Genomic DNA, 25,535 nt, shown 5'->3' with positions numbered 1-25,535 from the left:
GGCCGTGAGGCCCCTTTCTTTTTGACGATTACCAGCAGCGCGCTATCGCCGCTTCAGCACGTGGATGAAGTCGCTGCCCACGGTCTCCTGCGCCATCAGCTCGTTACCCGTCTGGCGCGCAAAGGCCTGGAAGTCGCGCACCGAGCCCGGGTCGGTCGACACCACCTTCAGCAGCTGGCCGCTCGCCATGTCGTTGAGCGATTTCTTCGCCTTCAGGATCGGCAGCGGGCAGTTGAGGCCGCGCGTGTCGATTTCGCGGTCAACTTGCATTGCCAGGCTCCGGCGGCAGATTCAGGCCGCGGCGACGTTCTTCGTTTTCCGCAGCGGTGAAAAACACGGGCTCGTGGCCGCGCGTGCGCAGCCAGTCGGCCAGCGCATAGCCGGTGCCGGCGGGCCAGCACCGCAGGTCGGGCAGGTCGTAGAGGCGGTGGTCCACCAGCTCGGGCGAGAGCTTCACCTCGCCGTCGGCCACCACGTGGTACGCGATGATGATCTGGTTCATGCGCTGGAAGTCGTAGGCCCCGACGAGCTTCGTCGCGCTCACGTCGAGGTTGGTTTCTTCCTTCACCTCGCGCGCGATGCCCTCCTCGGGCGTCTCGCCAGCTTCCATGAAGCCGGTGATGAGCGCAAACATCTTGCCCGGCCAGGCCGCATTGCGCGCCAGCAGCACCTGACCGCGGTACTCGACGATGGCCGCGAGCACGGGCGTGGGGTTGTTCCAGTGCGTGTGGCCGCAGTTGGGGCAGCGCAGGCGCTCCTTGGGACCGCCGTCTTCCATCAACGCGATCCATTCGAGCGGGGTGGCACAAGCTTGGCAAAACTTGGGGTGGGGCATGGGGAGTCTCTGTTTTTTTCTCAGGGCTTGCGGCGCCGATGAAAGCGCCGCAGCAGGACAGCGGGATCAGGCGGGGAAGACGCCCGTCGACAGGTAGCGGTCGCCGCGATCGCACACGACGAAGACGATGGTCGCGTTCTCGACCTTCTTCGACACCTCGATGGCCGCCCACAGCGCGCCGGCTGCCGAGATGCCGCCGAAGATGCCCTCTTCGCGTGCGAGGCGCCGGCACATTTCCTCGGCGTCGTCCTGGGTCACGCTGATTTCTTCGTCGACGCAACTCGGGTCGTAGATCTTCGGCAGGTATTCAGTGGGCCACTTGCGGATGCCGGGAATGCGCGAGCCTTCGGCCGGCTGCGCACCGACGATGCGGACCGCCGGGTTCTTTTCCTTCAGGTAGCGCGAGACACCGGTGATGGTGCCCGTGGTGCCCATGGCGCTCACGAAATGCGTGATCTTGCCCTGTGTGTCGGTCCAGATCTCGGGGCCGGTGGTCTCGTAGTGGATGCGCGGGTTGTCGGGGTTGGCGAACTGGTCGAGCACGCGGCCCTTGCCCTGGCCGACCATCTGCTCGGCCAGGTCGCGCGCGTATTCCATGCCGCCGCTCTTGGGCGTGAGCACCAGCTCGGCGCCGAAGGCCTTCATGGTCTGGGCGCGTTCCACCGAGAGGTCCTCCGGCATGATCAGCACCATGCGGTAGCCCTTGATGGCCGCGGCCATCGCCAGCGCGATACCGGTGTTGCCCGAAGTGGCCTCGATCAGCGTGTCGCCGGGCTTGATTTCACCGCGTTCCTCGGCCCGCTTGATCATCGACAGCGCCGGCCGGTCCTTGACCGAACCCGCCGGGTTGTTGCCTTCGAGCTTCCCGAGAATCACGTTGCCGCGCTTGGCGTTTTCTGCCGCGTGGATGCGTTGCAGGGCAACCAGGGGGGTCTTGCCGATGGCGTCTTCGATCGTCGGATAATTCATGCCAGCCACTGTGCCATAATTTTGGGCTTCCTTCCGGATGTGCCCGGGTGGTGAAATTGGTAGACGCAGGGGACTCAAAATCCCCCACCGAAAGGTGTGCCGGTTCGATTCCGGCCCCGGGCACCATGAGACGACAGCGTCTCACCCCACATCAAGAAACCCGCTCGCTTCATCGGCGCAGCGGGTTTTTCTTTGCTTCGAGCCCTCTCGGACCGGGCAATGCCCCTCCCTAGCCAAGAACGCCAGCGAGCTTCACCTGGAGCGACAAGGCGGCCCGGTGAAGCAGCTCGAACTCGTCGTCCGGCAGCGGAACGGCCGTGAAGTTGAAGTGACACAAGGTCCCGGCGACCGCGCCTGCAGGGTTCAACAACGGAACGCCGTGGTAGCTGATGGTGTAGTCCCGCCCGGGATGCGTTGCAAAGCGTTCGTCCGCACTCGAGTCGTCGGTCCGGAACCACCCGTCACGCAACACAAAGGGACAGATGCTCGCCTCGAAGGGAACGACGGCAATGTTTTCGGGGATCAGTTCGCCTTGCTTGTCATGCAGATAAAGGCTCGTGACCAGGTCGGAGCGAATCTTGTAGATCCCGGTGTACCGATGCGGTACACGCGCGTTCAAGTAGGCGAGGACCGCCTGCGCGCCTTGATCGGCAAGCAACGTTTCAATTGTTTTTGGCATACGTTTCGTTCGCTTCGACGGGTTCGATCTGGCACCCGTCCCGCCATGGTACGCCCGGCTCGGTCTGCGATGCCGGCCCCGGGCACCCGCTTCGGTCAGCCCGCCTGCGCGGTCTTCAACGCCGCCACCGCGCGAATCTCCACTCGCAGCGCCGGCCGCGCCAGCGCCGCCACGCCGAGGATCGTCCACGCCGGGAAATCCTCGGTGATGTAGCGGTCCTTCACTTCGCGAAAGCCCGCGAGTTCGCTGCCGACGTCCACGTGATAACTCACGATCTCCACCAGGTCGGCGAAGCCGAGTCCCGCGCTTTCGAGCACGACACCCAACCGCCGGAAAGCCCAGTCGGCCTGTTCCGCGGCGCTGTCGGGCACGCTGCCGTCCGCACGCAGGCCGACCTGCCCCGCCACGAACAGCAGGCCGCCGGCCTTCACGCCGGGCGCGTACTTGAAGGTGTCGAAGACGGCGGTCGAGCCGAAGGTCGGATGGCCGTCGGGGATGCGGACGCTCTGTTTGCTCACGGGTGGCGTCCTTTCAGGCTTCTGCCGGCTGCAGGCCGGTATGCACCGTCGGGTGCGCCAGCCGCACGCGCAGCTCTCGCTTGAGCCGCGTGTTGTCGAGCCGGCGCGATTCGCCCATGAAGCTCAGCAACTGCACCGGCAGCTGCCGCTGCGCCTCGTCGCGCGCCACGCGCGGCGGGCGGGGCATGCCGTAGAGGTCGGCGGCCAGGTCGAAGTAGTCGCCCATGCGCAGTTCGGTGTCGTCCGACGCATGCACCACGCGCTGGGGCTTGCCGCGGAACAGCGCCGCCATGCAGGCGCGCGCGAGGTCGTCGGCGTGGATGTGGCTGGTGTAGACGTCGTCCTCGCGGCGCAGCACCGGCGTGCCGCGCTCCAGGCGGCCGCGCGGGGTGCCGTTCTCGCGGTCGGGCGCGTAGATGCCCGGAATGCGCAGGATGCTGGCGCGCACGCCGGTGCTGCGGCCGAACCAGCGCACGGCGCGCTCGGCATCGACGCGCCGGTGGGAGCGCGGGGTGTCGGGGCGCACGCCGCGCGTTTCGCTCACGCGCGCGCCGCCGCAGTCGCCGTACACGCCGCTGGTCGAACCGTAGACCAGCGACGAGGGCAGCGAGCGCAGCCGCAGCGCCTGCGCCAGCGACACGGTGCGCTGGTCGCGCCACCAGGCGGCCCCGCCGTCGCGCGCGGGCGGCGCCAGATGCAGCACGCGGGTGGCGATGCCCGCCAGCCGACGCAGGGTGGCGCTGTCGTCCAGGTTGCCCACCAAAGGCCGGATGCCGGCCGCGCGCAGCGCCGCGACGCGGTCGGCCGAGGACGTGAGTGCGACCAGCTGCATGCGCCCGCGCAGGTCGCGTGCCACGCGCTGGCCGATGTCACCGCAGCCGACGATCAGCAGGCGCTCGCGCCGGAACCGGGCCGGCAGTGCGCCGGAGGGGCTATTGATTGAAGGCAAAATCCGGGTTCCTGTCTCTTTTCAGTTGTCCCGGCCGCACGCAGCCGGGAAAGTTCACCCCCGAAGAATACCGATGACTGCTACAGCGCCGCACGAAGCGGGCTTTTCCATCACCGTCGAACCCAGCGGGCGCCACTTCGTGGTCCAGGGCGACGAAACGATCCTCGCCGCGGGCATCCGCCAGGGCATCGGCCTCCCCTACGGCTGCAAGGACGGCGCCTGCGGTTCCTGCAAGTGCAAGAAGCTGTCGGGCGAGGTCACGCTCGGCCCGCACCAGAGCAAGGCGCTGAGCGCCGAGGAGCAACTGGCCGGCTACGTGCTGACCTGCTGCGCCCACCCGACGAGCGACGTGGTGCTGGAGTCGCGCCAGGTCACCGAGGCCGGCGCGCTGCCGATCCGCAAGATGCCGGTGCGCGTGATGGCGCTCACACGCCAGTCGCACGACGTGATCCTGCTGCGCCTGCAGCTGCCGGCCGGCGAGCCGCTGCAGTTCCATGCGGGCCAGTACGTGGAGTTCATCCTGCGCGACGGCGCGCGGCGCAGCTACTCGATGGCCAATGCACCGCACACGGTCGCCGTGCCGGGCACGGGCCTCGAACTGCACCTGCGCCACCTGCCGGGCGGCAAGTTCACCGACCACGTCTTCGGCGCGATGAAGGAAAAGGAAATCCTGCGCATCGAAGGCCCGTTCGGCAGCTTCTTCTTGCGCGAGGACTCCGACAAGCCGCTGATCCTGCTGGCTTCGGGCACGGGCTTCGCGCCGATCAAGGCGCTGCTCGAGCACATGAAGTTCAAGGGCATCGACCGGCCCGCCACGGTGTACTGGGGTGGACGCCGCCCCGAAGACCTGTACATGGACGCCTGGCTGCGCGCGCAGCTGGCCGAAATGCCGAACCTGCGCTACGTGCCGGTGGTGTCGAACGCGACGCCCGAAGACAACTGGACCGGCCGCACCGGCTTCGTCCACCAGGCGGTGCTGGAAGACTTCGCGGACCTGTCGGGCCATCAGGTGTATGCCTGCGGCGCGCCGATCGTGGTCGACTCGGCCAAGCGCGATTACGTGGCGCTGGCCGGCCTGCCGGAAGAAGAGTTCTTCGCCGACGCCTTCACCACCGAAGCCGACAAGGCGCTGCCCTGAGCCTTCGCGTTCCCCTTTTCTTTTTCCGTAGAACAACATGAAGACGAGACACTTCCTCCTGACCCTGATCGCCGGCGCAGCGACGCTCGCAACCGGCCACGCGGTGGCTCAACAACATCGCCCGATCCGCCTCATCGTGCCCTACGCGGCCGGCGGCCCGATCGACAACACGGCGCGCATCCTGGCCGAGCAGGTGAAGGACACGCTGGGTGGGCCGGTCATCATCGACAACAAGCCCGGCGCGGGCGGCAACATCGGCGCCGACTTCGTCGCCAAGGCGCCGGCGGACGGCCTCACCATCGGCATCGCGGCCACGGCCACGAACGCGGTGAACCCGTGGCTGTACAGCAAGATGCCGTTCAACGCCGCGACCGACTTCGCACCCATCACGCAGATGGTGCGCGTGCCCAACGTGCTGGTCATGAATGCCGAAACGGCCAACCGCCTGAACATCCGCACGCTGGCCGACCTGATCCGCTACGCCAAGGCCAACCCGGCCAAGCTCAACTACGCCAGCGGCGGCAACGGCAGCGCCGGCCACCTCGCGGGCGAGCTGTTCAAGAAAGAAGCGGGCATCTTCGCGGTGCACATTCCGTACAACGGCGGCAACCCGGCGCAGCTCGCGCTGCTCTCGGGCCAGGTCGATTTCAACTTCGACAACCTCGCCACGGCCGCACCGAACATCCGCTCGGGCAAGCTGAAGGCGATTGCGGTCACGACGCTCCAGCGCAGCAGCGCCCTGCCCGACGTGCCGCCCGTGGCCGACACGCTCAAGGGCTTCTCGATCGACACGTGGTGGGGCCTGGTCGCGCCGGCCGGCACGCCGCCCGACGTGGTCGCAAAACTGAATCAGGCCTTCGTCGCCGCGCTGAACGCGCCGGAAACGAAGACCCGTTTCGCCTCGATGCTGGCCGAGCCGGTCGGCAACTCGTCCGAGCAGTTCGGCAGCTTCATGAAGAGCGAACTGGTCAAGTACGAGAAGGTGGTCAAGGCCACCGGGGCGAAGGTGGACTGACGAGGTCGTCCAGGGGCGCGCTTGCTTCTGTGTCGGTGGCCGCCGCAACGGCCGCCGCCGCTTCGGCCGCCCCGCTCTGGTACGTGCGCAGGCCCGCGAGGTCGAGCACTTCCACGCCACCGTGTTCGATGCGCAACAGGCCGTCGCGCTGCAGCGCATGCAGCGCGCGGTTGGCACGCTGGCGCGACACCGCCGACAAGAGGCCGATCTCATCCTGGCTCAGCCGCACGAAACGGGTCGCGCGCGGATAGAGGATGGGGTCGAACAGGCTGGCCAGGCAACGCGCCACGCGCGCGTCCGGACCGAGCAGCCGATCGAACTCCATGAGGCCGATGAACAGGCTCAGTCGCGCATTGATGTGTAACAACAGAAACCGATTGAAGTCGATGCTGGTGGACATCAGCCGCTCGAAGCTGTGTCGCGGCACGCAGGCCACGCGCGTCGGCCGCAGCGCCACGCCGTCGTAGCGCCAGCATCCGGGGGTGAGCAGAGAACCTTCGCCGCCCCAGCCGCCAGCGGTCACGCCGGTGAATGTGGACACGCGCCCGTCGGGCAGCGACACCGACATCTTCATGAGGCCGTCGATCACGCCGATCCAGTGATCAGCGGGCTCGCCGCGCCGCACGACGAAGCCGCCGGCCGGGACCACGCGCTCGTGCGACTCCTGCACGACGCGATCGAGTTCGTCGTCCGTGAGCGAGCGCGCCCACAAGCTCTCGCGGAGCATGTTCTCCAACGCGTCCGACATCGCGCCTCCTGCTGTCTTCCCTCGTGACATCGCATCGGCCGATCCGTCGCAGGCGCCGGTCGGCGGGGTACCGTAAGAAGTGTCGTTGCAACGACATCTTCGGCGCGGCGATGGTGCCACAGTCATTCGCGTTCGCCAAACAACAAGGAGACAACGATGAAGCGTTCGAACAAGGACCCGCGCCCCGCGCGCGGACCGGACGACGGGGATGCGCACGGCCTGCGCCGGCGCGATGTATTGGGCTATGCCACGGCCGCGCCACTGGCCTCGGCGGCGGCCGGCATCGCGGGGCTCGGTGCCCTCACGGCGCCCGCCTCAGCGGTCGCTGCGCTGCTGCCCATGACCCCGCCCGACACCACCGACCTGATCGACATCGGCGACGCGGTCACGCTCACGTCGCTGCCGACCATGCCGCTCGTGAAGGTGACGAACACCGGCGACGGCCGCGTGCGGCTCGCGCTGCCGCGCCTCGAAGTGGGCCAAGGCATCGCCACGGCCAGCGCCATGATGCTGGCCGACAAGCTGCGCCTGCCGCTGAGCGCCATCGAAGTCACGTCGGCCGACGCGAGCCCCGAGCTGATCTGGAACCAGCTCACGGGCGGCTCGTCGAGCGTGCGCTCGATGCACGCGGGCATGCCGCTGCTGGGCGGCCTCGGCGGCCTGCTCTCGGGCTCCACGCCCTCGGTGGTCGGGCAGCGCGTGACGCGGCTCGATGCACTCGACATCGTCACCGGGCGCAAGAAGTTCACGCTCGACCAGGCGGTGCCCAACGCCAAGCCGACGATGGTGCGGCGCCCGCCAACCATCAACGGCAAGTTCGTCGGCATCAACAACATGAACACGGTGATGGCGATGCCGGGTGTGATCGGCGTGGTGCCGATTCCGTCGACCAACGGCATCACGCCGACGCCACCGGGCGTGGCGGTGATGGCCGAGACCTTCGGTCAGGCCTGGGCCGCCGTGAACGCGCTCGACGTGACCTGGGCCGCAGGGCCGCTCGATGGCGAGTCGAACGCCACCATCATGCGCAAGCTGAAGTCGTCGCTGCTGCCCTTTGCGCTGCCGCCGCTGGGTGCGCTGACGGTCGAGGCCGAGTTCGAGTTCGCGCCGGCCGCGCACTGCCCGATGGAAGTCGAATGCGCGATTGCCGATGTGCGCGCTGATCGCGCCGAGATCTGGGCCGGGCTGCAGAGCCCCATCGTCACCCAGCAGGCGGTGGCCGCCGAACTGGGCCTGCCGCTGAACAAGGTGGTCGTGCATGCGGTGCCCTCGGGCGGCTCCTTCGGGCGGCGCCTGTTCTGGGACCCGGTGCTGCAGGCGATCCAGGTGTCGAAGGCGCTGGGGCGCCCCTGCCGCCTGATGTACCACCGCACCGACGACATGCGCCACACGCGCATCCGCCCGCCGATCTACCAGAAGGCGCGCGCCACGATGCTGCTGGGCCAGGTCATAGCCTTCGAGCAGCGCATCGCCAGCGTGCGGCTGGACACGCGCCACGGCTTCGGCAACATGCTCGAGGCCGCCGCCATCGCACTGCCCAATGCCTTCCCGCAGACGGTAGGCAACTTCGCGATCGAACAGGTGATGTTCAAGACCATGGTGACCTCGCCGTACAACTTCGGCGTCACGACCAAGCTGCTGACGCCGGTGGCGATGGACATGAACACCTGCTCGTACCGCTCTGTGCACATCCAGCCCGCGCGGCTGGTGGAAGAGATCCTGGTCGACGAGATGGCCCGCGCCGCGCGCAAGGACCCGATCGCCTTCCGGCTCGAGTACCTGCGCCTGCCGCGCGCCCGCGCGGTGCTGAAGGCCGTGGCAGAGGCCGCGCAGTGGGGCAAGGCGATGCCGGCGGGCTTTGCGCAGGGCGTGGCCGTGCACCAGGAGTCGAAGTCGTTCACGGCCTGCATCGTCGAGATCGATGCGCGCGTGCCGGCGCAGGCCCGCGTGGTGCGCGCGACCATCGCCATCGATGTCGGCACGCCGATCAACCCCTCGGGCATCGAGGCGCAGCTGCAGGGCGGGCTGTGCGAGTCGATCGCGCTGGTGCTCACCGCAGGCCTGCACATCCAGAACGGCCTGCCGCTGGAAGGCAGCTACTCGCAGTACCACTTCTCGCGCATGAAGCACTACCCGAAGGACGTGAAGATCATCATCATGCCGGCCAATGGCGAGGCCATCGGCGGCCTGGGCGAGGTCGGCCTGTCGGCGAGCTCGGGTGCGATCGCCAACGCCTATGGGCGCGCCACCGGCATCAAGCCGCGCAGCTTCCCGCTGAACTTCCCGGTCGACTTCACGCCGATCCCGCCGGGCAAGCTGCCCACGCCCGTCAACGTTCCGATTCCCGCCTGAGGAGACCCACCATGCCTGTGCAATCTTTCAAGGTGAACGGCCAGAACGTCGACGTCGAGGCGCCCGACGACCTGGCGCTGCTGTGGGTGCTGCGTGACAAGCTCGGCATCACCGGCCCGAAGTACGGCTGCGGCATCAACGTGTGCAAGGCCTGCACCTGCCACGTCGACGGCAAGGCCGTGACGACCTGCTCGGTGCGCGTGTCCGACGTGCGCGGCCGCCAGGTGACGACCATCGAGGGCTTGGCCAACGGCAACACGCTGCACCCCGTGCAGCAGGCCTGGATGAACCTCGATGTGCCGCAATGCGGCTTCTGCCAGCCGGGCCAGATCATGGCCGCGGTCGACCTGCTGCGCCGCACCCGCACCCCGACGGATGCCGACATCGACGCCATCGAGAACGTGTGCCGCTGCGGCACCTACGGCCGCATCCGCGAGGCGATCAAGGCCGCCGCCGCGATGATGGGATAGACGTAAAAACGGCCAGCCACCGCGCGCTGCGGTGCTGGCCGGTTGGCACTGGCTGGCGCTTACTCGCCGAGGTAGGCGGCGCGCACGCGCGGATCGCGCAGCAGTTCCTTGGCGTCGCCGTTCATCGTGATGAGGCCCGACTCCATGACGTAACCACGGTCGGCCAGCTGCAGCGCGCGGTTGGCGTTCTGCTCCACCAGCAGGATCGTGACGCCCTGCGAGGCCACGGTCTGCACCACCTCGAAGATCTTGTCGCACATGATCGGCGACAGGCCCATGGTGGGTTCGTCGAGCAGCAGCACCTTCGGGCGCGCCATGAGTGCGCGGCCCATGGCCAGCATCTGCTGTTCGCCGCCCGACATCGTGCCGGCCAGCTGGTCCTTGCGCTCGCGCAGGCGCGGGAAGGTCACGAACACGCGCTCCATGTCGCTCGCGATCTCGGCCTTGTCGTTGCGGATGTAGGCGCCGATCTGCAGGTTCTCGGTGATCGTCATGCGCGTGAACACGCCGCGGCCCTCGGGCACCATCACGAGGCCCTCGCCCACCAGGTCCCAGGCGCCGCGGCCCTTGATGCTGCGGCCCATGAACTCGATCTCGCCCGCGCCGGCCGGCAGCGTACCGGTGATGGCCTTCATGGTGGTGGTCTTGCCGGCGCCGTTGGAGCCGATGAGCGAGACCAGCTCACCCTCGAACACGTCGAAGTCCACGCCCTTCACGGCCTGGATGCCGCCGTAGCCCACCTTCAGGCCGCGAACCTTGAGCAGGTTCTTGCCTGCGGCCTTGGCGGCGGCCGCTGCCGTCGTGGTTGCCATCGTTGCTTCTGCGGTGCTCATCTCAATGTCCTCCGGTGCCGAGGTAGGCCTCGATCACCTTTTCGTTCTTCTGTACCTCGACCGGGTTGCCCTCGGCAATCTGCTTGCCGTAGTCGAGCACGGTGACGCGGTCGCACAGGCCCATGATGAGCTTGACGTCGTGTTCGATGATCAGGATCGTGCGGTTGTCCTTGCGGATGCGGTCGATGAGCTCGCGCAGCAAGACCTTCTCGGTCGAGTTCATGCCGGCGGCCGGCTCGTCCAGCGCGATGAGCTGGGGGTCGGTGGCCAGTGCGCGGGCGATCTCGAGGCGGCGCTGGTCGCCGTAGCTCAGCGTGCGCGCCTTGTAGTCGGCGAACTTGCCGATGCCCACGTAGTCGAGCAGCTCTTGTGCGCGCTTGGCGATGGCCGCTTCTTCGGCCTTGAAGCCCTTGGTGCGCAGCATCGCGCCGAACACGCCGGAGTGCGTGCGGATGTGGCGCCCGACCATCACGTTCTCGAGCGCCGTCATTTCGGCGAAGAGGCGGATGTTCTGGAAGGTGCGCGCAATGCCGGCCTTGGCCACTTCGTGCACGGCCGTCGGCTGATAGGGCTTGCCGGCCAGCTCGAAGGTGCCGCTGTCGGGCGTGTACAGCCCGGTGATCACGTTGAAGAAGGTCGTCTTGCCGGCGCCGTTCGGCCCGATCAGGCCGTAGACCTGACCGCGCTTGATGGTGATGCCCACGTCGGAGAGGGCCTGCAGCCCACCGAAACGCTTGGAGATGCCGCGAACTTCGAGGATGGTGTCTGTCGTCATGTCTGTGTTTCCTGGGCTCACGGATTGATGGACATGGGACGCGATGCCGCACCCGGCACTTCGTCAGCGGGGCTGTCGATGCCCGGTGCATGGGTCTGCAGCGAACCGGGCGCCACGGCCGCATGGGTCGGGTCGATGGGCGCGCCGTTCTTCTTGGTCAATGTCTTGCCGTGTTCCGGCGAAGGCCACAGGCCGCGCGGGCGCATCAGCATGATGATGATCATGGCCAGCGCAATGAACAGCTGGCGCAGGATGGACGCGTCGAGGCGGCCGTCGGTCAGCGCCTGCAGCGGGCCCGCCACGTAGCGCAGCACTTCGGGCAGCGCGGCCAGCAGCACGGCGCCCAGAATGACGCCGGGCAGGTGCCCGAGGCCGCCCAGCACGACCATGGCGACGATCATCACCGACTCCATCAGGCTGAAGGACTCGGGCGACACGAAGCCCTGGAAGGCCGCGAACATCGCGCCCGACACGCCGCCGAAGCTGGCGCCCATGCCGAAGGCCAGCAGCTTCATGTTGCGGGTGTTGATGCCCATCGCCTTGGCAGCGATTTCGTCTTCGCGGATGGCCATCCAGGCGCGGCCGATGCGCGAGATCTGCAGCCGGTGCGAAATGATGATGGTGGCCACCACCAGCGCCAGGAACAGGTAGTAGTACAGCGTGACCGAGGAGATCGTGAAGCCGTCGAACTTCCACGCCTTGCCGAGGTCGAGGCCCCAGAACTTGATGGAGTCGATCGCCGTGATGCCCTTCGGCCCGTTGGTGATGTTGATCGGCTGGTCGAGGTTGTTCAGGAACACCCGGATGATTTCACCGAAGCCGAGCGTGACGATCGCGAGGTAGTCGCCGCGCAGCTTCAGCGTGGGCGCCCCCAGCATCGCGCCGAGCACCCCGGCCACCACCAGCGCGAGTGGAACCACAATCAGGAGCGAGGTGTGCAGCCCGTTCGGGAACATCGCCTTGAACCACGGAAAGGTGTCCGAGAGGTGCGACGAGCCCATCAACGCGTAGAGGTACGCGCCGACCGCAAAAAAGGCCACGTAGCCCAGGTCGAGCAGGCCGGCATAGCCGACCACGATGTTCAGGCCGAGCGCGAGCATCACGTAGAGCAATGCGATGTCGGCGATGCGCACCCAGGCATTGCCTTGGGTCTGCAACAGGATCGGCAGCGCCAGCACGGCGACCACGCCGAGGATGTAGAGCGCGAGGTTCTTGCTGTTTTTCATGGTGTGCTGCTCCTCAGGCCCGGTCCGCCACGCGCTCGCCGAGCAGACCCGAAGGCCGCAGCGTGAGCATCACGATCAGCACGATGAAAGCGAAGATGTCGCTGTAGTTGCTGCCCAGCACGCCACCCGTGAGGGTGCCGATGTAGCCGGAGCCGATGGCCTCGATGAGGCCCAGCAGGATGCCGCCGACCACTGCGCCGGCCAGGTTGCCGATGCCGCCGAACACGGCCGCGGTGAAGGCCTTGAGGCCGGGCAGGAAGCCCATCGCGTGTTGCGCGATGCCGTAGTTCGATGCGTACATCACGCCGGCGATGGCTGCGAGCACGGCGCCGATGATGAAGGTGGCCGAGATGACCATGTCGGGCCGGATGCCCATGAGCGCCGCGACGCGCGGGTTCTCGGCGGTGGCGCGCATCGCGCGGCCGAGCTTGGTGTAGTTGACCAGCCACATCAGCACCACGAGCGAGAACGCCGTGACGCTGAGGATCATGACCTGCGTCGGCGAGATCACGGCGCCGCCCACGTGGATGGGGTCGGTCGGCAGCAGGTTGGGGTAAGCCTTGTTGGTCGGCTTCCAGATGATCATGGCCAGCGTCTGCAGCAGGATCGACACGCCGATGGCGGTGATGAGCGGTGCGAGCTTGGGGCTGTTGCGCAGCGGCCGGTAGGCCACTTTTTCGATCACGAAGTTGAGGCTTGCCGCGACGACGCAGGCAATGATCAACGCGACGAGAAGAATCAGCCAGCCCGGTGTGTTGGGCATGCCGTCCTTCATGAGCCCGATGATGGTCCAGCTTGTGAGCGCCCCCACCATCAGCACTTCACCGTGCGCAAAATTGATCAGATTGATGATGCCGTACACCATGGTGTAGCCCAAGGCTATCAAGGCATACATGCTGCCGAGAACCAGACCGTTGATGATCTGCTGCAGCAATATTTCCATAACGCGATTCCCTATGTGTTGCACCTTGCGGGTGCCATTCACCTACCGAGGCACCGGTTTGGCGCCTCTGGCTTGACAAGCAAAAAACCAGCCAACATGTGCCGTCGGTAGGTTTGGTGGGCGGGATTTTAGACATGCCCCGGCGCTGTTTTGGGGCGGGATGACCGGGGTTTACCCGCTCACCTCATGCTGTATGTGGGTGAGGTCATGCGCGGCGTGAGCGCATGTTGCAAGACAGTATCAATCGTCTTTTTCAGCGTTGCGGCGGCGCAGTTCGCGCAGCTTTTCTGAGATACGGATTTCGAGCCCGCGTTCGACCGGCTCATAGAAGACCTGGCCTTCCAGGCCCTCGGGCAAATAGCGCTCGCCAGCGGCGAAACCGCCCTCCTCGTCGTGCGCGTAGCGGTAGCCCTTGCCGTAGTCGAGCTCTTTCATGAGCTTGGTCGGCGCATTGCGCAGGTGCATCGGCACCGGGCGCGTGCTGTCTTTCTTCACCAGCGCGCGCACCGCGTTGTAGGCCTTGTAGACCGCGTTCGACTTGGGCGCGATGGCCAGGTAGACCACGCATTCGGCCAGTGCCAGCTCGCCTTCGGGGGTACCCAGTCGCTCGTAGACCTCGGCCGCGTCGAGCGCCAGGCGCAGCGCGCGCGGGTCGGCCAGGCCGATGTCTTCGCTGGCCATGCGCACGAGGCGACGCGCCATGTAGCGCGGGTCGGCGCCGCCGTCGAGCATGCGAACGAACCAATACAGGGCGGCATCGGGGTCGCTGCCACGCACCGATTTGTGCAGCGCGCTGATGGTGTCGTAGAACTGCTCGCCGCCCTTGTCGTAGCGGCGCATGCGCTCGCCGAGCACACGCAGCAGCCACTCGTCGGTGATGTTGGTGAGCTTCTCGGCGCCGGCCGCCACGGCCAGCGTCTCGAGCGTGTTGAGCAGGCGGCGCGCGTCGCCGTCCGCGTAGGCGACCAGGCGGTCGATGGCCGCCTCGTCGATGGCCGGAACCGCCTGGATCGATTGCGCCCGGGTGACGATCTGCTTCAGATCGCTCTCGTTGAGCGACTGCAGCACATACACCGCCGCCCGCGAGAGCAAGGCCGAATTGACTTCGAACGACGGGTTCTCGGTGGTCGCGCCGATGAAGGTGAACAGACCCGACTCGACGTGCGGCAGGAACGCGTCCTGCTGGCTCTTGTTGAAGCGGTGCACCTCGTCCACGAAGACGATGGTGCGCTGCTGCGTGAGCCCGTCGCGCGCCACCGTGGCCTGCTCGACCGCCTCGCGGATGTCCTTCACGCCGCCCAGCACCGCGCTGATGCTCAGGAACTGCGCGTCGAACGCGTCGGCCATGAGCCGCGCGATGGTGGTCTTGCCGGTGCCCGGCGGGCCCCAGAGGATGCAGGAGTGCGGCTGGCCCGACTCGAAGGCGATGCGCAGCGACATGCCCGGACCGAGCAGGTGCTGCTGGCCGATCACGTCGCCGAGCGTCTTGGGACGCAGGCGCTCGGCGAGGGGCTGGTGGGAGCGCGTGGCCAAACCGGAACTACCGTCTTGCTGCTGGAGATTACTGCTTGAGCACGTCCGCGCCCGCAGGCGCCTTGAACTCGAAGGTGCTGGCGGGCAAGGCCGGGTTCACCTCGACCTTGCTGAACTTGAGCATCGAGCGCTGGCCGAAGCTGTCCAGGATCTCGAGGGCCGCGAGCGCGTCGCCCTGGAAGCCGACCATCACGCTCTGCAGCTGGCCGTCCTTGTTCTTCGGCGTGGCCTTGACCCACTGCAGGCCGTCACGCTCGGGTGCGGCTTCCAGCGCGAAATCGGCCTGCAGGGCGCGCAGGTCGGCGGCGGAGGCAATCAGCGCCGCGGGCGTCGAGCCCAGCGCCTGCGCCTGGGTGCGCTGCGTGACCTGGTTCAGGTCGGCGTCGTAGAGCCAGAGCGTCTTGCCGTCGGCCACGATGCTCTGGGCAAAGGGCTTGCGATAGTCGAACTTGAATTTGCCGGGGCGATGGAATTCGAAGGTGCCGGTCGAGGTCTTCACGCGGCCCGGCTGGCCCTCGCGCGGCGGGGCCGTCACAGTCTGGGTGAACTCGGCGCGGCCGGACTTGACCGTCTTCACGAAGGCTTCGAGGCTTTCGAGCCCGTCGGCCCAGGCACTGCCGGCCACGGTACAGAACAGGCCGGCCAACAGCCAGAGGCGGGTTTTCTTCATGGGAGGTTCCTCGGAAAAACGTTGCTGCGATGTCCATCGACACTACCCGCAGCAGATGCCGGCATCTGTAGGCTTTGATGAAGATTTGCAGCGGCACCGGTGCGCGTTTGCAAATTGCCTCTCAGCACGTAACCGGCCCGGTGGCAGGGGTCGTCGATGGCGCGCCGGGGGCTCACTCCGCCTGGCGCGCGGGCACGAGAATTTCGCGCTGGCCGCTGCCGCTCATGGCGCTCACGAGGCCGGCTTTTTCCATGTCTTCGACGAGGCGCGCGGCGCGGTTGTAGCCGATCTTCAGGTGGCGCTGCACCAGCGAGATGCTGGCCTTGCGGTTCTTGAGCACGACCTCGACCGCCTGGTCGTACATCGGATCCTTTTCGGCATCGCCGCCACCGCCGAGCAGGTCGCCGTCACCGTCGCCATCGACCGTGCCGCCTTCGAGCACGCCCTCGATGTAGTCGGGCTCGCCCTGGCTCTTGAGGTAGGCCACCACGCGGTGCACTTCCTCGTCGCTCACAAAGGCGCCATGCACGCGGATCGGCAGGCCGCTGCCGCTGGCCATGTAGAGCATGTCGCCCATGCCCAGCAGCGCCTCGGCGCCCATCTGGTCGAGGATGGTGCGGCTGTCGATCTTGGAACCCACCGAGAACGCGATGCGCGTGGGGATGTTGGCCTTGATGAGGCCGGTGATCACGTCGACGCTGGGCCGCTGCGTGGCCAGGATCAGGTGGATGCCGGCGGCGCGCGCCTTCTGCGCGAGGCGGGCAATCAGCTCTTCGATCTTCTTGCCGACGACCATCATCAGGTCGGCCAGCTCGTCGATGATGACGACGATGTGCGGCTCGCGGCGCAGCGGTTCCGGATCGTCGGGCGTGAGGCTGAAGGGGTTGTAGATGAACTCCTCGCGCGCCTTGGCTTCGTCGATCTTGGTGTTGTAGCCGGCCAGGTTGCGCACGCCGAGCTTGCTCATGAGCTTGTAACGGCGCTCCATCTCGGCCACACACCAGTTCAGGCCGTGGGCCGCTTGGCGCATGTCGGTGACCACGGGCGCCAGCAGGTGCGGAATGCCTTCGTAGACCGACATTTCGAGCATCTTCGGGTCGATCATGAGCAGGCGAACGTCGCGTGCCTCGGCCTTGTAGAGCAGCGAAAGAATCATCGCGTTGATACCGACCGACTTGCCCGAACCGGTGGTACCGGCCACCAGCACGTGCGGCATCTTCGCGAGGTCGGCCACCACGGGATTGCCGATGATGTCCTTGCCGAGGCCCATCGTGAGCATCGACTTGCCTTCGTTGTAGACCTGCGAGCCCAGGATTTCGCTGAGCTTGATCGACTGGCGCTTGGCGTTCGGGAGTTCGAGCGCCATGTAGTTCTTGCCGGGGATCGTTTCGACCACGCGGATCGACACCAGCGAGAGCGAACGCGCCAGGTCTTTGGCGAGGCCCAGGATCTGCGAGCCCTTGACGCCGGTGGCGGGCTCGATTTCGTAGCGCGTGATGACGGGGCCCGGCGAAGCGAGCACCACGCGCACCTCGACGCCGAAGTCCTTGAGCTTCTTCTCGATCATGCGCGAGGTCATCTCGAGCGTGTCGGACGACACCGTTTCCTGGCGCACCAGCGCGGCGTCGAGCAGGTCGACCTGCGGCAGCTTGCTGTCGGGCAGTTCGTTGAAGAGCGGCTTCTGGCGTTCCTTGACGACGCGGTCGCTGCGGGGCACCTCGGTCATCGCGGGCTCGATCTGCACGGGCGGCGATGCGGGGCGGCGCCTGGGCGCTACCTCTTCCTCTTCGTCGTCGAAGCTCGGATCCAGAGGGCCGGCTTCGCCGAATGCGGTCTCCTTGCTGGGACGCATTTTCTTGGCGCGCGGCGCGGGGGGCAGCTCTTCCTCGTCGCCGGCGCGTTCGCGCGCGGCCTGCTTGCCCATGGCGATGTCGGCCGCCATTTCACGCTTTTCACGGCGCGACTCGAACAGCGAGTAGGCACGGGCACCGATGCGCTCGGCGATCAGGCTCCACGAAAAACGGAAGACCAGCGCCGAGCCGATCACGCCGCCCGCAATGGCGACCAGCGCCGAGCCCGTGAAGCCCAGCCAGCGCACGCTTGCCGGTCCCACGAGGAAGCCGAGGGCGCCGCCACCCGAACCCGGCAGGTGGGATTCGAGCCGGTACAGGCGCGACCACTCGAGCACCGCGCTCGCGCACAGCAGCAGAACCAGGCCGAACCAGAAAGCGAGACGGCTGCGGTTGAAGCGACCGCGCGGGGGCTGTTCGACCGCCGGCGTCGGTTCACCGCCGCGCAGCCAGCCGGCCAGCGACGAGAGCCACGCGCGCAGGCCCGCCGCGAGGCACCACCAGACGGAATAGCCGGCAAGGAAGTAGCTGCCATCGGCCAGCCAGGCGCCGATGCGGCCGCCCCAATTCTTGACCTCACCGCCCGTGCCCGAGGTCGACCAGGCGGCATCGGACGGGGTGAAGCTCAGCATCGCCAGCAGCCAGAACAGGAGGGCTGCGAACCCGGCGATCAAGGTGATTTCGTGGGCGAAGCGCAGGGCGCGCAGGCGCACGGGTTGCCCTTCGGCAGCGGAAGAAGAAGAGGACGACGATTGAAGCGTATGAAGCGAATAGGTCATGAAAAGCACGGCGTCCGGCCCGAAAAAACGAAGGCCGGCCGCCCGAACACTACAACAAAAGGCCGTGGACGCCGAAAGCGCCCGGCCTATAGGCTCAGGTCAGCGTCAGGAGCCGGTCCTTGATGATCACCGAGCCGTCTTCCTGGGACTGCACGAAACCGCGCTCTTCCAGGTCCTTCATGACGCGGCTCACCATTTCGCGCGACGCGCCGACCATCTTGGCCAGGTCCTGGCGGGAGATCTTGTCACGGACCTTGAGGTTGCCCAGGCCGTCCTGGCTGGCGAACTCGAGCAGCGCGCGGGCCACGCGGCCGTACACGTCCATCAGTGCCAGCGACTCGATCTTGCGGTCGGCGTGGCGCAGGCGCTGCACCAGGCCGCGCATGATGTTGTAGGCCATCGAGGAGTTCTCGGGCAGGCAGCGCGCGAAGGCGTCGCGGCCCAGCATGAGCACGTCGCACTGGATTTCGGTGCGCACGGTGGCCGAATGCGGCTCATCGTCGATCAGGCTCATCTCGCCGAGATAGTCGCCGGGATGCAGCGTGGCGAGGATCACCTCGCGACCGCGGCTGTCGGCGCTCGTGACGCGGGCGCGGCCGGTCAGGATGATGTACAGCGCATCGGATTTCTTGCCCTGCTCTACAACGACCTCGGCGCGTTTGAAGCGCTTCTTGATGATCGCATCCGCAATGCTTGCGGACTGCGAGGCCGTCAACGACGCGAACAATGGAACGCGCCGAAGCAATTCAAGGTTGGACAGCATCGACATTAATCAATCCCTGAAACAGCGCGCTGATGTGATCCTGATGCTGAGCCCATGGATTACTACAATCGCGCGCATTGAAAACACCGTGCACCCGGTGTTGAACCGGGCGGTGATACTCCCCACGTATCGCTACCACCCTGAAAATGTACACGCTGACGCAGCGTCTATCCGAGGTTTTCTACTCATGTCCGCACCCCAACACGCCAAGGTTCTCATTCTGGGCTCCGGCCCGGCCGGCTACACCGCCGCCGTCTACGCCGCACGCGCCAACCTCCAGCCGTTGCTCATCACGGGCATCGCACAAGGCGGCCAACTCATGACCACGACCGAGGTCGACAACTGGCCCGCCGACGTGCACGGCGTGCAGGGCCCGGAGCTGATGCAGCGCTTTCTCGAGCACGCCGAACGCTTCAAGACGCAGATCGTGTTCGACCACATCAACAAGGTCGACCTGAGCAAGCGCCCGTTCACGCTCACGGGCGACAGCGGCACCTATACGTGCGATTCGCTGATCATCGCCACGGGCGCATCGGCCAAGTATCTCGGCCTGGATTCCGAAGAAAAGTTCATGGGCCGCGGCGTCTCCGCCTGCGCGACCTGCGATGGTTTCTTCTACCGTGAGCAAGAGGTCTGCGTGATCGGCGGCGGCAACACGGCCGTCGAAGAAGCGCTGTACCTCTCCAACATTGCAAACAAAGTCACGCTCGTGCACCGTCGCGACAAGTTCCGCGCCGAGCCCATCCTGATCGACAAGGTCATGGAAAAAGTGGCCGAAGGCAAGATCGTGCTGAAGCTGCACAACCAGCTTGACGAGGTGCTCGGTGACGGTACGGGCGTGACCGGCATCCGCATCAAGAACACGCAGACCGGTGCGACCGAAGAGATCACGCTCAAGGGCTGCTTCATCGCGATCGGCCACCATCCGAACACCGACATCTTCCAGAACCAGTTGGAAATGAAGGACAACTACATCGTGACCCGCTCGGGCCTGAAGGGCTTCGCGACGATGACCAGTGTGCCCGGCGTGTTCGCGGCTGGCGACGTGCAGGACAACATCTACCGCCAGGCCATCACGAGCGCCGGCACGGGCTGCATGGCGGCCCTCGACGCGCAGCGCTTCCTCGAGGAGCACTGAGGCTTGCCCCTGGAGGACGAGAACCGGTCCACAGGACCTGGTTTCCCGCATCTGCGGTGCGGCAGCCCGAAAGGGCTATAATCCAAGGCTTTGCCGAAATAAGGTCCAACTCCTACCGGGAGTCGGGTTGCGGCAAATCCGGGGTACCGCCACCCGTTTCTGGCGAGGTCAAGCTGCAAAACACCCTGCAATCGCCCTGATTGCGCCGGTGCCAGCTGTTCAAGAAAGAGTGTCCACATGGCACGCGTATGCGACGTAACGGGCAAAGGCCCGATGGTCGGAAACAACGTTTCCCACGCCAACAACAAAACCAAGCGCCGGTTCCTGCCGAACCTGCAATACCGCCGTTTCTGGGTCGAGACTGAAAACCGTTGGGTTCGCCTGCGCGTTTCGAGCGCTGCACTGCGCCTGATCGACAAGAACGGTATCGATGCCGTGCTCGCAGACCTGCGTGCCCGCGGCCAAGCTTAAGGAGCTGAATCATGGCAACGAGCAAAGGCGGACGCGAAAAGATCAAGCTGGAATCCACTGCGGGTACCGGCCATTTCTACACGACGAGCAAGAACAAGAAGACGATGCCTGAAAAGATGTCGATCATGAAGTTCGACCCCAAGGCACGCAAGCACGTCGAATACAAGGAAATCAAGCTGAAGTAATTCAGTCTGCTCTCCCAAAAAACCCGCTGCTCACCCAGCGGGTTTTTTATTGCCTGTCATTTTTGCAAAAGCAGAAAAAGACAGGCGCAAAAAAGCCGACCCTCAGGTCGGCTTTTTTATTCTCTATTGAGCAAGAGCAACAGCGCGCGAGGCGCTGGCGTTTTGCTTTCTCAGGCGCGCGCAGCGCGCAGGCGGGTCGAGAACTCGCGCAGGCCGGCAATGCCGCTGGCTTCCGCACGGTGGCACCAGGCCGCCAGATCGGCCGCCAACTGCTCGCGCGATTGCGAGGTGTTCAGCCAGAGCTGACGCAGCTCTTCGCGCATCGTGACCATCTTGTCGAGCACCGGGTGCGCGGCACGGGCCTGCACCAGGTGGGTGCGAGCCGAGGCGGGCACCTTGTCGTCGTCGCGGTGCAGCCAGCGCTTGGCCGCCTTGAGCACCGACAGGTCGGCGCCCTTGGCCTTCAGCACTTCGATTTCCTCGCTGGTCGCGCGGCGCATTTCGCGGGCGTAGCCGGCCATCACTTCGTAGCGGTTGGCAATGACGGCCTCGAGCGTCTTCTCGTTGGCCACGGGCTGGACGTCGCCCATCTGCATCTTCGGCGGCACCTTCTTGACCTTGGCCCAGCCGAGCTTCTGGAACACCTGGATGTAGAGCCAGCCGATGTCGAACTCGTACTTCTTGACCGAGAACTTGGCCGAAGTCGGGTAGGTGTGGTGGTTGTTGTGCAGCTCTTCGCCACCGATGATCAGGCCCCAGGGCATGATGTTGCGGCTGGCGTCAGCCGCCTCGAAATTGCGGTAGCCCCAGTAGTGGCCGATGCCGTTGATGATGCCGGCGGCGGTGATCGGGATCCAGAGCATCTGGACCGCCCACACGGTCAGGCCAAGCCCACCGAACAGCGCCAGGTTGATCACCAGCATCAGGCCCACGCCTTGCCAGCTGTAGCGCGTGTACAGGTTGCGCTCGATCCAGTCATCGGGCGTGCCGTGACCGTAGCGCTCCATCGTTTCCTTGTTCTTCGATTCCTTGCGGTACAGCTCGGCGCCGCGCCAGAAGACTTCGTCGATGCCCTTGACTTGCGGGCTGTGCGGGTCGTCGACGGTTTCGCACTTCGCGTGGTGCTTGCGGTGAATGGCGACCCATTCCTTTGTCACCATGCCGGTGCCGAGCCAGAGCCAGAAACGGAAGAAGTGCGAGGGGATCGGACCGAGGTCCATCGCCTTGTGCGTCTGCGTGCGGTGCAGAAAGATCGTGACCGCTGCGATGGTGAAGTGCGTGGTGACGAGCGTGTACAGCACGACTTGCCACCAGGCAATGTCCCACAGGCCGTGTCCGAGCCATTGGATGACCGCGTTCAGAACGGCGGAGTCAGGAAGCATCATTGAGTCAGGTACTCCATGGCCACACGAAGGTGCAGCCTTCAGGTAAGTAACCCGCGATTTTAGGATGCCAGGGCCAAAACGAGGCCTTTTGTCCTTTTGTCACACCGCAGATTTACCCTAGTTTGGAGCCCTGTCCCTATTTCCTGTTCCACACGGCGGCAAAAAAGCCGTCGGTGGCGTGGCGATGAGGCCACAGCCGCAGGTAGCGGCGGCCGTCTTCTCCACCCGCGCAGAGGGCCTCGGCGCCCTCCACCTTGAGGCTTTGGAGCAATTCCGCCGCATCCATGGGCTCGAAATCGGGGTTCGCGGCGGCAAAAGCCTCGGCGATGGCCTCGTTTTCCTCTGGCAGCACGCTGCAGGTGGCGTACACCAGCCGGCCACCCGACTTCACGAGCCGGGCCGCGCTTTGCAGGATGGCGGTCTGCTTGGCCGTCAGCTCAGCCACCGACTTGGCCGATTGGCGCCATTTGAGGTCGGGGTTGCGGCGCAGCGTGCCGAGCCCCGAACAGGGCGCGTCGACCAGCACGCGGTCGATCTTGCCGGCCAGGCGCTTGACCCGGTCGTCGCGCTCGTGGGCGATGGCGGCCGGATGCACGTTCGAGAGCTTGCTGCGAGCCAGCCGCGGCTTGAGCGCGTCCAGGCGGTGGGCCGAGGTGTCGAAGGCGTAGAGCCGGCCGGTGTTGCGCATGGTCGCGCCGATGGCCAGGGTCTTGCCGCCGGCACCGGCGCAGAAATCGACCACCATTTCGCCGCGCTTGGCGTCCAGCAGCAGCGCCAGCAGCTGCGAGCCTTCGTCCTGCACCTCGATGGCGCCGCGAACGAACGCGTCGAGCTTGGTCAGCGCGGGCTTGCCCTCGATGCGCAGCCCCCAGGGCGAGAACGGAGTTACTACCGATTTGATAGCAGCCTTCGCAAGCTCCGCCTTCACTTCGGCCCGCTTGTCGGTGAACGCATTGACGCGCAGGTCGAGCGGCGCCGGCTGCTGCAGGCTCTCGACCATCGGCCAGAAGCCGTCGCCCAGCTGCGCCTTGAGCGGCGCGACCAGCCATTCGGGCAGGTTGTGGCGATGGCGTTCGAGCAGGTCGTCGGGTGTGACGGCATCGCAGTTGTCGAGCCAGCGCTTCTCGGTGTCATTGAGCGCGCTCTTCAGAAAATCGCGCGGGCCGTGAAAGCCCAGGATCGCCATGCGGCGCTCCTTCGAACCGCTGCCCGAGGGCGACAGGTGATCGAACAGCAGCTTCTTGCGAAGCACGGTGTAGACGGTCTCGGCGAGCGTCGCGCGCTCGCGCGGGCCGAACTCGCGGTGGTCGCGGAAAAAGCGCGAAACGACCTGGTCGGCCGGGTGATCGAATTTCAGGACAAGGCCGACCAGATCGGCGGTGGCCTCCAACAGGGCTTTGGGATGCATAGCCCCGATTGTCTCAGCCGGCCGGCCTCGCGGCCGAAACGCCTCAGGCGCCGCGCACCCAGACGGTCCCGAATGCCTGCCGCTCGATGTCTTCCAGCGTGGGCGAATGCCCCGCCCAGAGCACCAGCGCCGCCCCCGGCAGGGTCAGGGTCTGCTCGAGTTCGCGGCACAGGTGCCAGCGGTCTTCGTCGCCGAGCCCCGGCACGTCGACGAACACGATGTACGCCCGCCGCCATGCGAATTCGCGCAGGTTCTTGCGCACCACCCACAGCCGCGACACGGGCAGGCAGCGCACGATGTCCGCGCGCAGCTCGCCCAGCTCGTGGTCGTTCAGGTCGTGGCGCGAAATCTGGCTGAAGAACGGCGTGTCGGTGATCTCTTCCCAGGCGCGCGCCTCGGCCTCCTCCGCCTCCTTGAGCCGCGCGCGCCACAGCTTGAGCCCCTGCTCGTCGTGCGGCCCCGCTTCGGGATCTTCGAGCGAGGCGACGGCGTTCTTGGCCGCCCACCAGCGGCTGGCCACGCCCGACTGGTGCAGCCGCTCGAGCACCGCCAGGCGCTCGGCGCGCTCGCGCACGGGCAGCATCTGGGCCAGCCCGCGCAGGGCGCCCGGGTGGTCCGGCGCGATCCGCAAGGCGCTCTCGTAGCGCGCGCGCACCGGCGCCGCCGGGTCGAGCCGGCGCTCGGCGTCGGCCCACTCGACCATCTCGTCGGGCGTGTTGCGCTCGCCGCGGGCCGCCAGTACGGCGATGCGCTCGCGGATGCGCGAGCGGTGCGCGTGGTGCTGCTTCCAGTCGGCTGCGTGGGCGCGGCGCCAGGCGTTGTCGAAATGCGAGATCCACTTGTGCTTGTCGGCCAGCATGTCGAGCGCGGGCCGTTGCGACCAGGCCGGCAGCGCCGCCTTCTGGTTCAGTGCTTCCAGCCGGTCGCGCAGCACCGGGTGGGTGTCGTCCAGGTCGCTGACGCGGCGCATGGCCTCGCGCAGTGCCTGGCGTGCGAACTCCTCGCTCGGCGGCGTGCGGGCGCGCTGCCGCAAAGCGGCGAACGGGCCAGGCGGCAGCGGCTCGCGCTCGGCGCGCGCCCAGTGCCAGGGCCAGAACTCGCTGGCGTACCAGTTGCCCTTGATGGCTACTTCGGTGAGCGCGGCCGCGGCCACCTCGGTGCCGAGCAGCCGGCCCGAGATGCGGTCGGCCTCGTACTCGTCCTGGCGGGCCAGCGCGAAGGTCTTGGCGGCAAAGCGCGGAAAGTACCAGCGGAAGAAGGCCTGCGAGACCAGCGCCATCACGCCCTCGTCGCGCTGCAGGCTGGCATCGAGCCGCAGCCACGACAGCCGGGTGCGGTAGATCCAGGCGCTGAGGCGGCCGTGGTTGCCGCGCAGGTGCCCGTATTCGTGGGCCAGCACCGACAGCAGGCGCTGCCGGTCCAGCATCATCAGCAGCGGCAGGCCGATGCTCAGCGAGTTGAGCGCGCCGCCGAACAGGCCGAAGCGCGGCACCTGGCTGATGCTGGCGTTGAAGTTGTCGTCCAGGTAGACGCGGTGCACCGGCGGTCCCTTGATCCGCTCGCGGATGCGGTCCAGCGCCTCGAACAATCCGGGTGCGTCGGCGCGCGTGAGCAGCTCGCCGTCGGGCTCGTCGAAGTGCACCCAGAGCGCGCGCAGGGTCGCCCAGAACAGGCCCAGCGCAAACACGAGCAGCCAGCCGCGGGTGAAGTTGAAGCGCCCCTCGGCCACCGACACGACCACCCAGGCCACAATGCCCACCGCCAGGCCGAGGCAGGCCAGCACCCAGAGATAGCCGAGCGCGGCAAACGCCGCGACGCCACGCCGGTAGCGCGCGCTGTCGTCCGCACTTGCGTGCTCGCTCAGGCGAACCAGGTGAACAAAATCCGCACGGTCCATCCGACT

At 66.5% G+C, this 25,535-nt stretch carries 25 protein-coding genes and 1 tRNA gene; 8 read left to right on the top strand and 18 right to left on the bottom strand.

Translation table 11 applies throughout. The annotated features are described in order from the left end of the window. Positions 1-42 precede the first annotated feature (42 nt). From CY658_RS27370 to cysM, 3 genes are all read right to left on the bottom strand, one after another. Positions 43-270, bottom strand: a complete 228-nt coding sequence (locus tag CY658_RS27370; RefSeq protein ID WP_099795458.1) for a sulfurtransferase TusA family protein — start codon at positions 268-270, stop codon at positions 43-45. Next, entirely contained in the window at positions 260-835 is a 576-nt protein-coding gene (locus CY658_RS27365; protein WP_101493184.1) for an NUDIX domain-containing protein, read from the bottom strand. Before CY658_RS27365 ends, CY658_RS27370 begins: the two co-directional genes overlap by 11 nt. Positions 836-901: 66 nt before the next feature. Next, positions 902-1,804, bottom strand: coding sequence for a cysteine synthase CysM (gene cysM, locus CY658_RS27360; protein WP_099795456.1), 903 nt, complete (start codon positions 1,802-1,804; stop codon positions 902-904). 41 nt (positions 1,805-1,845) lie between these two features. On the opposite strand from cysM, the gene CY658_RS27355 reads away from it, so the two are divergent. Beyond that, positions 1,846-1,930, top strand: a tRNA-Leu gene (locus CY658_RS27355). Positions 1,931-2,033: 103 nt separating this feature from the next. On the opposite strand, the gene CY658_RS27350 is transcribed toward CY658_RS27355, so the two are convergent. The 3 genes from CY658_RS27350 to CY658_RS27340 all read right to left on the bottom strand — a co-directional run bounded on the left by CY658_RS27350 (position 2,034) and on the right by CY658_RS27340 (position 3,950). Then, a complete protein-coding gene (locus CY658_RS27350) occupies positions 2,034-2,483 on the bottom strand; it encodes a GAF domain-containing protein (RefSeq protein WP_101493183.1) in 450 nt (149 codons plus the stop codon). A gap of 95 nt (positions 2,484-2,578) precedes the next feature. Continuing rightward, a complete protein-coding gene (locus CY658_RS27345; RefSeq protein ID WP_101493182.1) occupies positions 2,579-3,001 on the bottom strand; it encodes a RidA family protein in 423 nt (140 codons plus the stop codon). Between the two features lie 13 nt (positions 3,002-3,014). Further along, a complete protein-coding gene (locus tag CY658_RS27340; RefSeq protein WP_101493181.1) occupies positions 3,015-3,950 on the bottom strand; it encodes an NAD-dependent epimerase/dehydratase family protein in 936 nt (311 codons plus the stop codon). Between the two features lie 73 nt (positions 3,951-4,023). Here CY658_RS27340 and CY658_RS27335 point away from each other — a divergent pair, with 73 nt between their 5' ends. Together CY658_RS27335 and CY658_RS27330 are read left to right on the top strand one after the other, a co-directional pair. Further along, a complete protein-coding gene (locus CY658_RS27335) occupies positions 4,024-5,088 on the top strand; it encodes a CDP-6-deoxy-delta-3,4-glucoseen reductase (protein WP_101493180.1) in 1,065 nt (354 codons plus the stop codon). A gap of 37 nt (positions 5,089-5,125) precedes the next feature. Continuing rightward, the gene (locus tag CY658_RS27330; RefSeq protein ID WP_101493179.1) at positions 5,126-6,103 is read left to right on the top strand and encodes a Bug family tripartite tricarboxylate transporter substrate binding protein; all 978 of its coding nucleotides are present in this window, start codon (positions 5,126-5,128) and stop codon (positions 6,101-6,103) included. On the opposite strand, the gene CY658_RS27325 is transcribed toward CY658_RS27330, so the two are convergent. After that, entirely contained in the window at positions 6,075-6,851 is a 777-nt protein-coding gene (locus CY658_RS27325; RefSeq protein ID WP_101493178.1) for a Crp/Fnr family transcriptional regulator, read from the bottom strand. The genes CY658_RS27330 and CY658_RS27325 overlap by 29 nt on opposite strands. A gap of 156 nt (positions 6,852-7,007) precedes the next feature. On the opposite strand from CY658_RS27325, the gene CY658_RS27320 reads away from it, so the two are divergent. Both CY658_RS27320 and CY658_RS27315 read left to right on the top strand, forming a co-directional pair. Beyond that, positions 7,008-9,203 (top strand): xanthine dehydrogenase family protein molybdopterin-binding subunit, encoded by a 2,196-nt coding sequence (locus CY658_RS27320; protein ID WP_101493177.1) that lies wholly within the window; start codon positions 7,008-7,010, stop codon positions 9,201-9,203. 11 nt (positions 9,204-9,214) lie between these two features. Continuing rightward, on the top strand, positions 9,215-9,673 hold the full coding sequence (locus CY658_RS27315) for a (2Fe-2S)-binding protein (protein ID WP_056572291.1): 459 nt from the start codon (positions 9,215-9,217) through the stop codon (positions 9,671-9,673). Between the two features lie 59 nt (positions 9,674-9,732). Here CY658_RS27315 and CY658_RS27310 read toward each other — a convergent pair whose 3' ends face one another. From CY658_RS27310 to CY658_RS27275, 8 genes are all read right to left on the bottom strand, one after another. Further along, a complete protein-coding gene (locus CY658_RS27310; RefSeq protein ID WP_225616932.1) occupies positions 9,733-10,506 on the bottom strand; it encodes an ABC transporter ATP-binding protein in 774 nt (257 codons plus the stop codon). A 1-nt stretch (position 10,507) separates the two neighbouring features. Then, positions 10,508-11,281, bottom strand: coding sequence for an ABC transporter ATP-binding protein (locus tag CY658_RS27305; protein ID WP_101493176.1), 774 nt, complete (start codon positions 11,279-11,281; stop codon positions 10,508-10,510). A 17-nt stretch (positions 11,282-11,298) separates the two neighbouring features. Then, the gene (locus CY658_RS27300; protein WP_101493175.1) at positions 11,299-12,507 is read right to left on the bottom strand and encodes a branched-chain amino acid ABC transporter permease; all 1,209 of its coding nucleotides are present in this window, start codon (positions 12,505-12,507) and stop codon (positions 11,299-11,301) included. A 13-nt stretch (positions 12,508-12,520) separates the two neighbouring features. Then, positions 12,521-13,450: a branched-chain amino acid ABC transporter permease gene (locus tag CY658_RS27295; protein WP_056572297.1), complete on the bottom strand. Its 930-nt coding sequence runs from the start codon at positions 13,448-13,450 to the stop codon at positions 12,521-12,523. A 240-nt stretch (positions 13,451-13,690) separates the two neighbouring features. Beyond that, the gene (locus tag CY658_RS27290) at positions 13,691-14,983 is read right to left on the bottom strand and encodes a replication-associated recombination protein A (RefSeq protein WP_101493174.1); all 1,293 of its coding nucleotides are present in this window, start codon (positions 14,981-14,983) and stop codon (positions 13,691-13,693) included. A 28-nt stretch (positions 14,984-15,011) separates the two neighbouring features. Next, entirely contained in the window at positions 15,012-15,653 is a 642-nt protein-coding gene (gene lolA, locus CY658_RS27285) for an outer membrane lipoprotein chaperone LolA (RefSeq protein ID WP_101493173.1), read from the bottom strand. Between the two features lie 172 nt (positions 15,654-15,825). Then, a complete protein-coding gene (locus CY658_RS27280) occupies positions 15,826-18,282 on the bottom strand; it encodes a DNA translocase FtsK (RefSeq protein WP_101493172.1) in 2,457 nt (818 codons plus the stop codon). 94 nt (positions 18,283-18,376) lie between these two features. Beyond that, positions 18,377-19,051 (bottom strand): Crp/Fnr family transcriptional regulator, encoded by a 675-nt coding sequence (locus tag CY658_RS27275; RefSeq protein WP_056572305.1) that lies wholly within the window; start codon positions 19,049-19,051, stop codon positions 18,377-18,379. 181 nt (positions 19,052-19,232) lie between these two features. Here CY658_RS27275 and trxB point away from each other — a divergent pair, with 181 nt between their 5' ends. The 3 genes from trxB to rpmG all read left to right on the top strand — a co-directional run bounded on the left by trxB (position 19,233) and on the right by rpmG (position 20,839). Next, positions 19,233-20,183 (top strand): thioredoxin-disulfide reductase, encoded by a 951-nt coding sequence (trxB, locus tag CY658_RS27270; RefSeq protein WP_101493171.1) that lies wholly within the window; start codon positions 19,233-19,235, stop codon positions 20,181-20,183. A 237-nt stretch (positions 20,184-20,420) separates the two neighbouring features. Beyond that, complete coding sequence (gene rpmB, locus CY658_RS27265; RefSeq protein ID WP_007830293.1) at positions 20,421-20,654, top strand: 50S ribosomal protein L28; 234 nt, start codon at positions 20,421-20,423, stop codon at positions 20,652-20,654. An 11-nt stretch (positions 20,655-20,665) separates the two neighbouring features. Then, positions 20,666-20,839, top strand: coding sequence for a 50S ribosomal protein L33 (rpmG, locus tag CY658_RS27260; RefSeq protein WP_007830291.1), 174 nt, complete (start codon positions 20,666-20,668; stop codon positions 20,837-20,839). A 170-nt stretch (positions 20,840-21,009) separates the two neighbouring features. Here the strand turns inward: rpmG and CY658_RS27255 are convergent, their stop codons facing one another. The 3 genes from CY658_RS27255 to CY658_RS27245 form a co-directional block, all read right to left on the bottom strand. Next, positions 21,010-22,224, bottom strand: coding sequence for a DesA family fatty acid desaturase (locus tag CY658_RS27255; RefSeq protein WP_101493170.1), 1,215 nt, complete (start codon positions 22,222-22,224; stop codon positions 21,010-21,012). A 136-nt stretch (positions 22,225-22,360) separates the two neighbouring features. Next, positions 22,361-23,632, bottom strand: a complete 1,272-nt coding sequence (locus tag CY658_RS27250) for an RsmB/NOP family class I SAM-dependent RNA methyltransferase (RefSeq protein ID WP_101493169.1) — start codon at positions 23,630-23,632, stop codon at positions 22,361-22,363. A 43-nt stretch (positions 23,633-23,675) separates the two neighbouring features. Further along, on the bottom strand, positions 23,676-25,529 hold the full coding sequence (locus tag CY658_RS27245; protein WP_101493168.1) for a M48 family metallopeptidase: 1,854 nt from the start codon (positions 25,527-25,529) through the stop codon (positions 23,676-23,678). Positions 25,530-25,535: the final 6 nt, after the last annotated feature.

Origin of the sequence: Variovorax sp. RO1 (assembly GCF_002849325.1) — a bacterium.
GTDB lineage: Bacteria > Pseudomonadota > Gammaproteobacteria > Burkholderiales > Burkholderiaceae_C > Variovorax.
The sequence above is the reverse complement of the archived record's forward strand: the minus strand, read 5'-3'. Positions and strand labels throughout refer to the sequence as shown.

Bases quoted from the DNA above. Each gene is read 5' to 3' on its own strand.
- CY658_RS27295 (WP_056572297.1), bottom strand. From the start codon at position 13,450: ATGGAAATATTGCTGCAGCAGATCATCAACGGTCTGGTTCTCGGCAGC.
- CY658_RS27330 (WP_101493179.1), top strand. From the start codon at position 5,126: ATGAAGACGAGACACTTCCTCCTGACCCTGATCGCCGGCGCAGCGACG.
- CY658_RS27320 (WP_101493177.1), top strand. From the start codon at position 7,008: ATGAAGCGTTCGAACAAGGACCCGCGCCCCGCGCGCGGACCGGACGAC.
- CY658_RS27250 (WP_101493169.1), bottom strand. From the start codon at position 23,632: ATGCATCCCAAAGCCCTGTTGGAGGCCACCGCCGATCTGGTCGGCCTT.
- CY658_RS27370 (WP_099795458.1), bottom strand. From the start codon at position 270: ATGCAAGTTGACCGCGAAATCGACACGCGCGGCCTCAACTGCCCGCTG.
- rpmB (WP_007830293.1), top strand. From the start codon at position 20,421: ATGGCACGCGTATGCGACGTAACGGGCAAAGGCCCGATGGTCGGAAAC.
- CY658_RS27245 (WP_101493168.1), bottom strand. From the start codon at position 25,529: ATGGACCGTGCGGATTTTGTTCACCTGGTTCGCCTGAGCGAGCACGCA.
- CY658_RS27305 (WP_101493176.1), bottom strand. From the start codon at position 11,281: ATGACGACAGACACCATCCTCGAAGTTCGCGGCATCTCCAAGCGTTTC.
- CY658_RS27350 (WP_101493183.1), bottom strand. From the start codon at position 2,483: ATGCCAAAAACAATTGAAACGTTGCTTGCCGATCAAGGCGCGCAGGCG.
- rpmG (WP_007830291.1), top strand. From the start codon at position 20,666: ATGGCAACGAGCAAAGGCGGACGCGAAAAGATCAAGCTGGAATCCACT.
- trxB (WP_101493171.1), top strand. From the start codon at position 19,233: ATGTCCGCACCCCAACACGCCAAGGTTCTCATTCTGGGCTCCGGCCCG.
- CY658_RS27255 (WP_101493170.1), bottom strand. From the start codon at position 22,224: ATGATGCTTCCTGACTCCGCCGTTCTGAACGCGGTCATCCAATGGCTC.
- CY658_RS27310 (WP_225616932.1), bottom strand. From the start codon at position 10,506: ATGAGCACCGCAGAAGCAACGATGGCAACCACGACGGCAGCGGCCGCC.
- CY658_RS27300 (WP_101493175.1), bottom strand. From the start codon at position 12,507: ATGAAAAACAGCAAGAACCTCGCGCTCTACATCCTCGGCGTGGTCGCC.
- CY658_RS27335 (WP_101493180.1), top strand. From the start codon at position 4,024: ATGACTGCTACAGCGCCGCACGAAGCGGGCTTTTCCATCACCGTCGAA.
- CY658_RS27325 (WP_101493178.1), bottom strand. From the start codon at position 6,851: ATGTCGGACGCGTTGGAGAACATGCTCCGCGAGAGCTTGTGGGCGCGC.
- CY658_RS27280 (WP_101493172.1), bottom strand. From the start codon at position 18,282: ATGACCTATTCGCTTCATACGCTTCAATCGTCGTCCTCTTCTTCTTCC.
- lolA (WP_101493173.1), bottom strand. From the start codon at position 15,653: ATGAAGAAAACCCGCCTCTGGCTGTTGGCCGGCCTGTTCTGTACCGTG.
- CY658_RS27365 (WP_101493184.1), bottom strand. From the start codon at position 835: ATGCCCCACCCCAAGTTTTGCCAAGCTTGTGCCACCCCGCTCGAATGG.
- CY658_RS27315 (WP_056572291.1), top strand. From the start codon at position 9,215: ATGCCTGTGCAATCTTTCAAGGTGAACGGCCAGAACGTCGACGTCGAG.
- CY658_RS27275 (WP_056572305.1), bottom strand. From the start codon at position 19,051: ATGTCGATGCTGTCCAACCTTGAATTGCTTCGGCGCGTTCCATTGTTC.
- cysM (WP_099795456.1), bottom strand. From the start codon at position 1,804: ATGAATTATCCGACGATCGAAGACGCCATCGGCAAGACCCCCCTGGTT.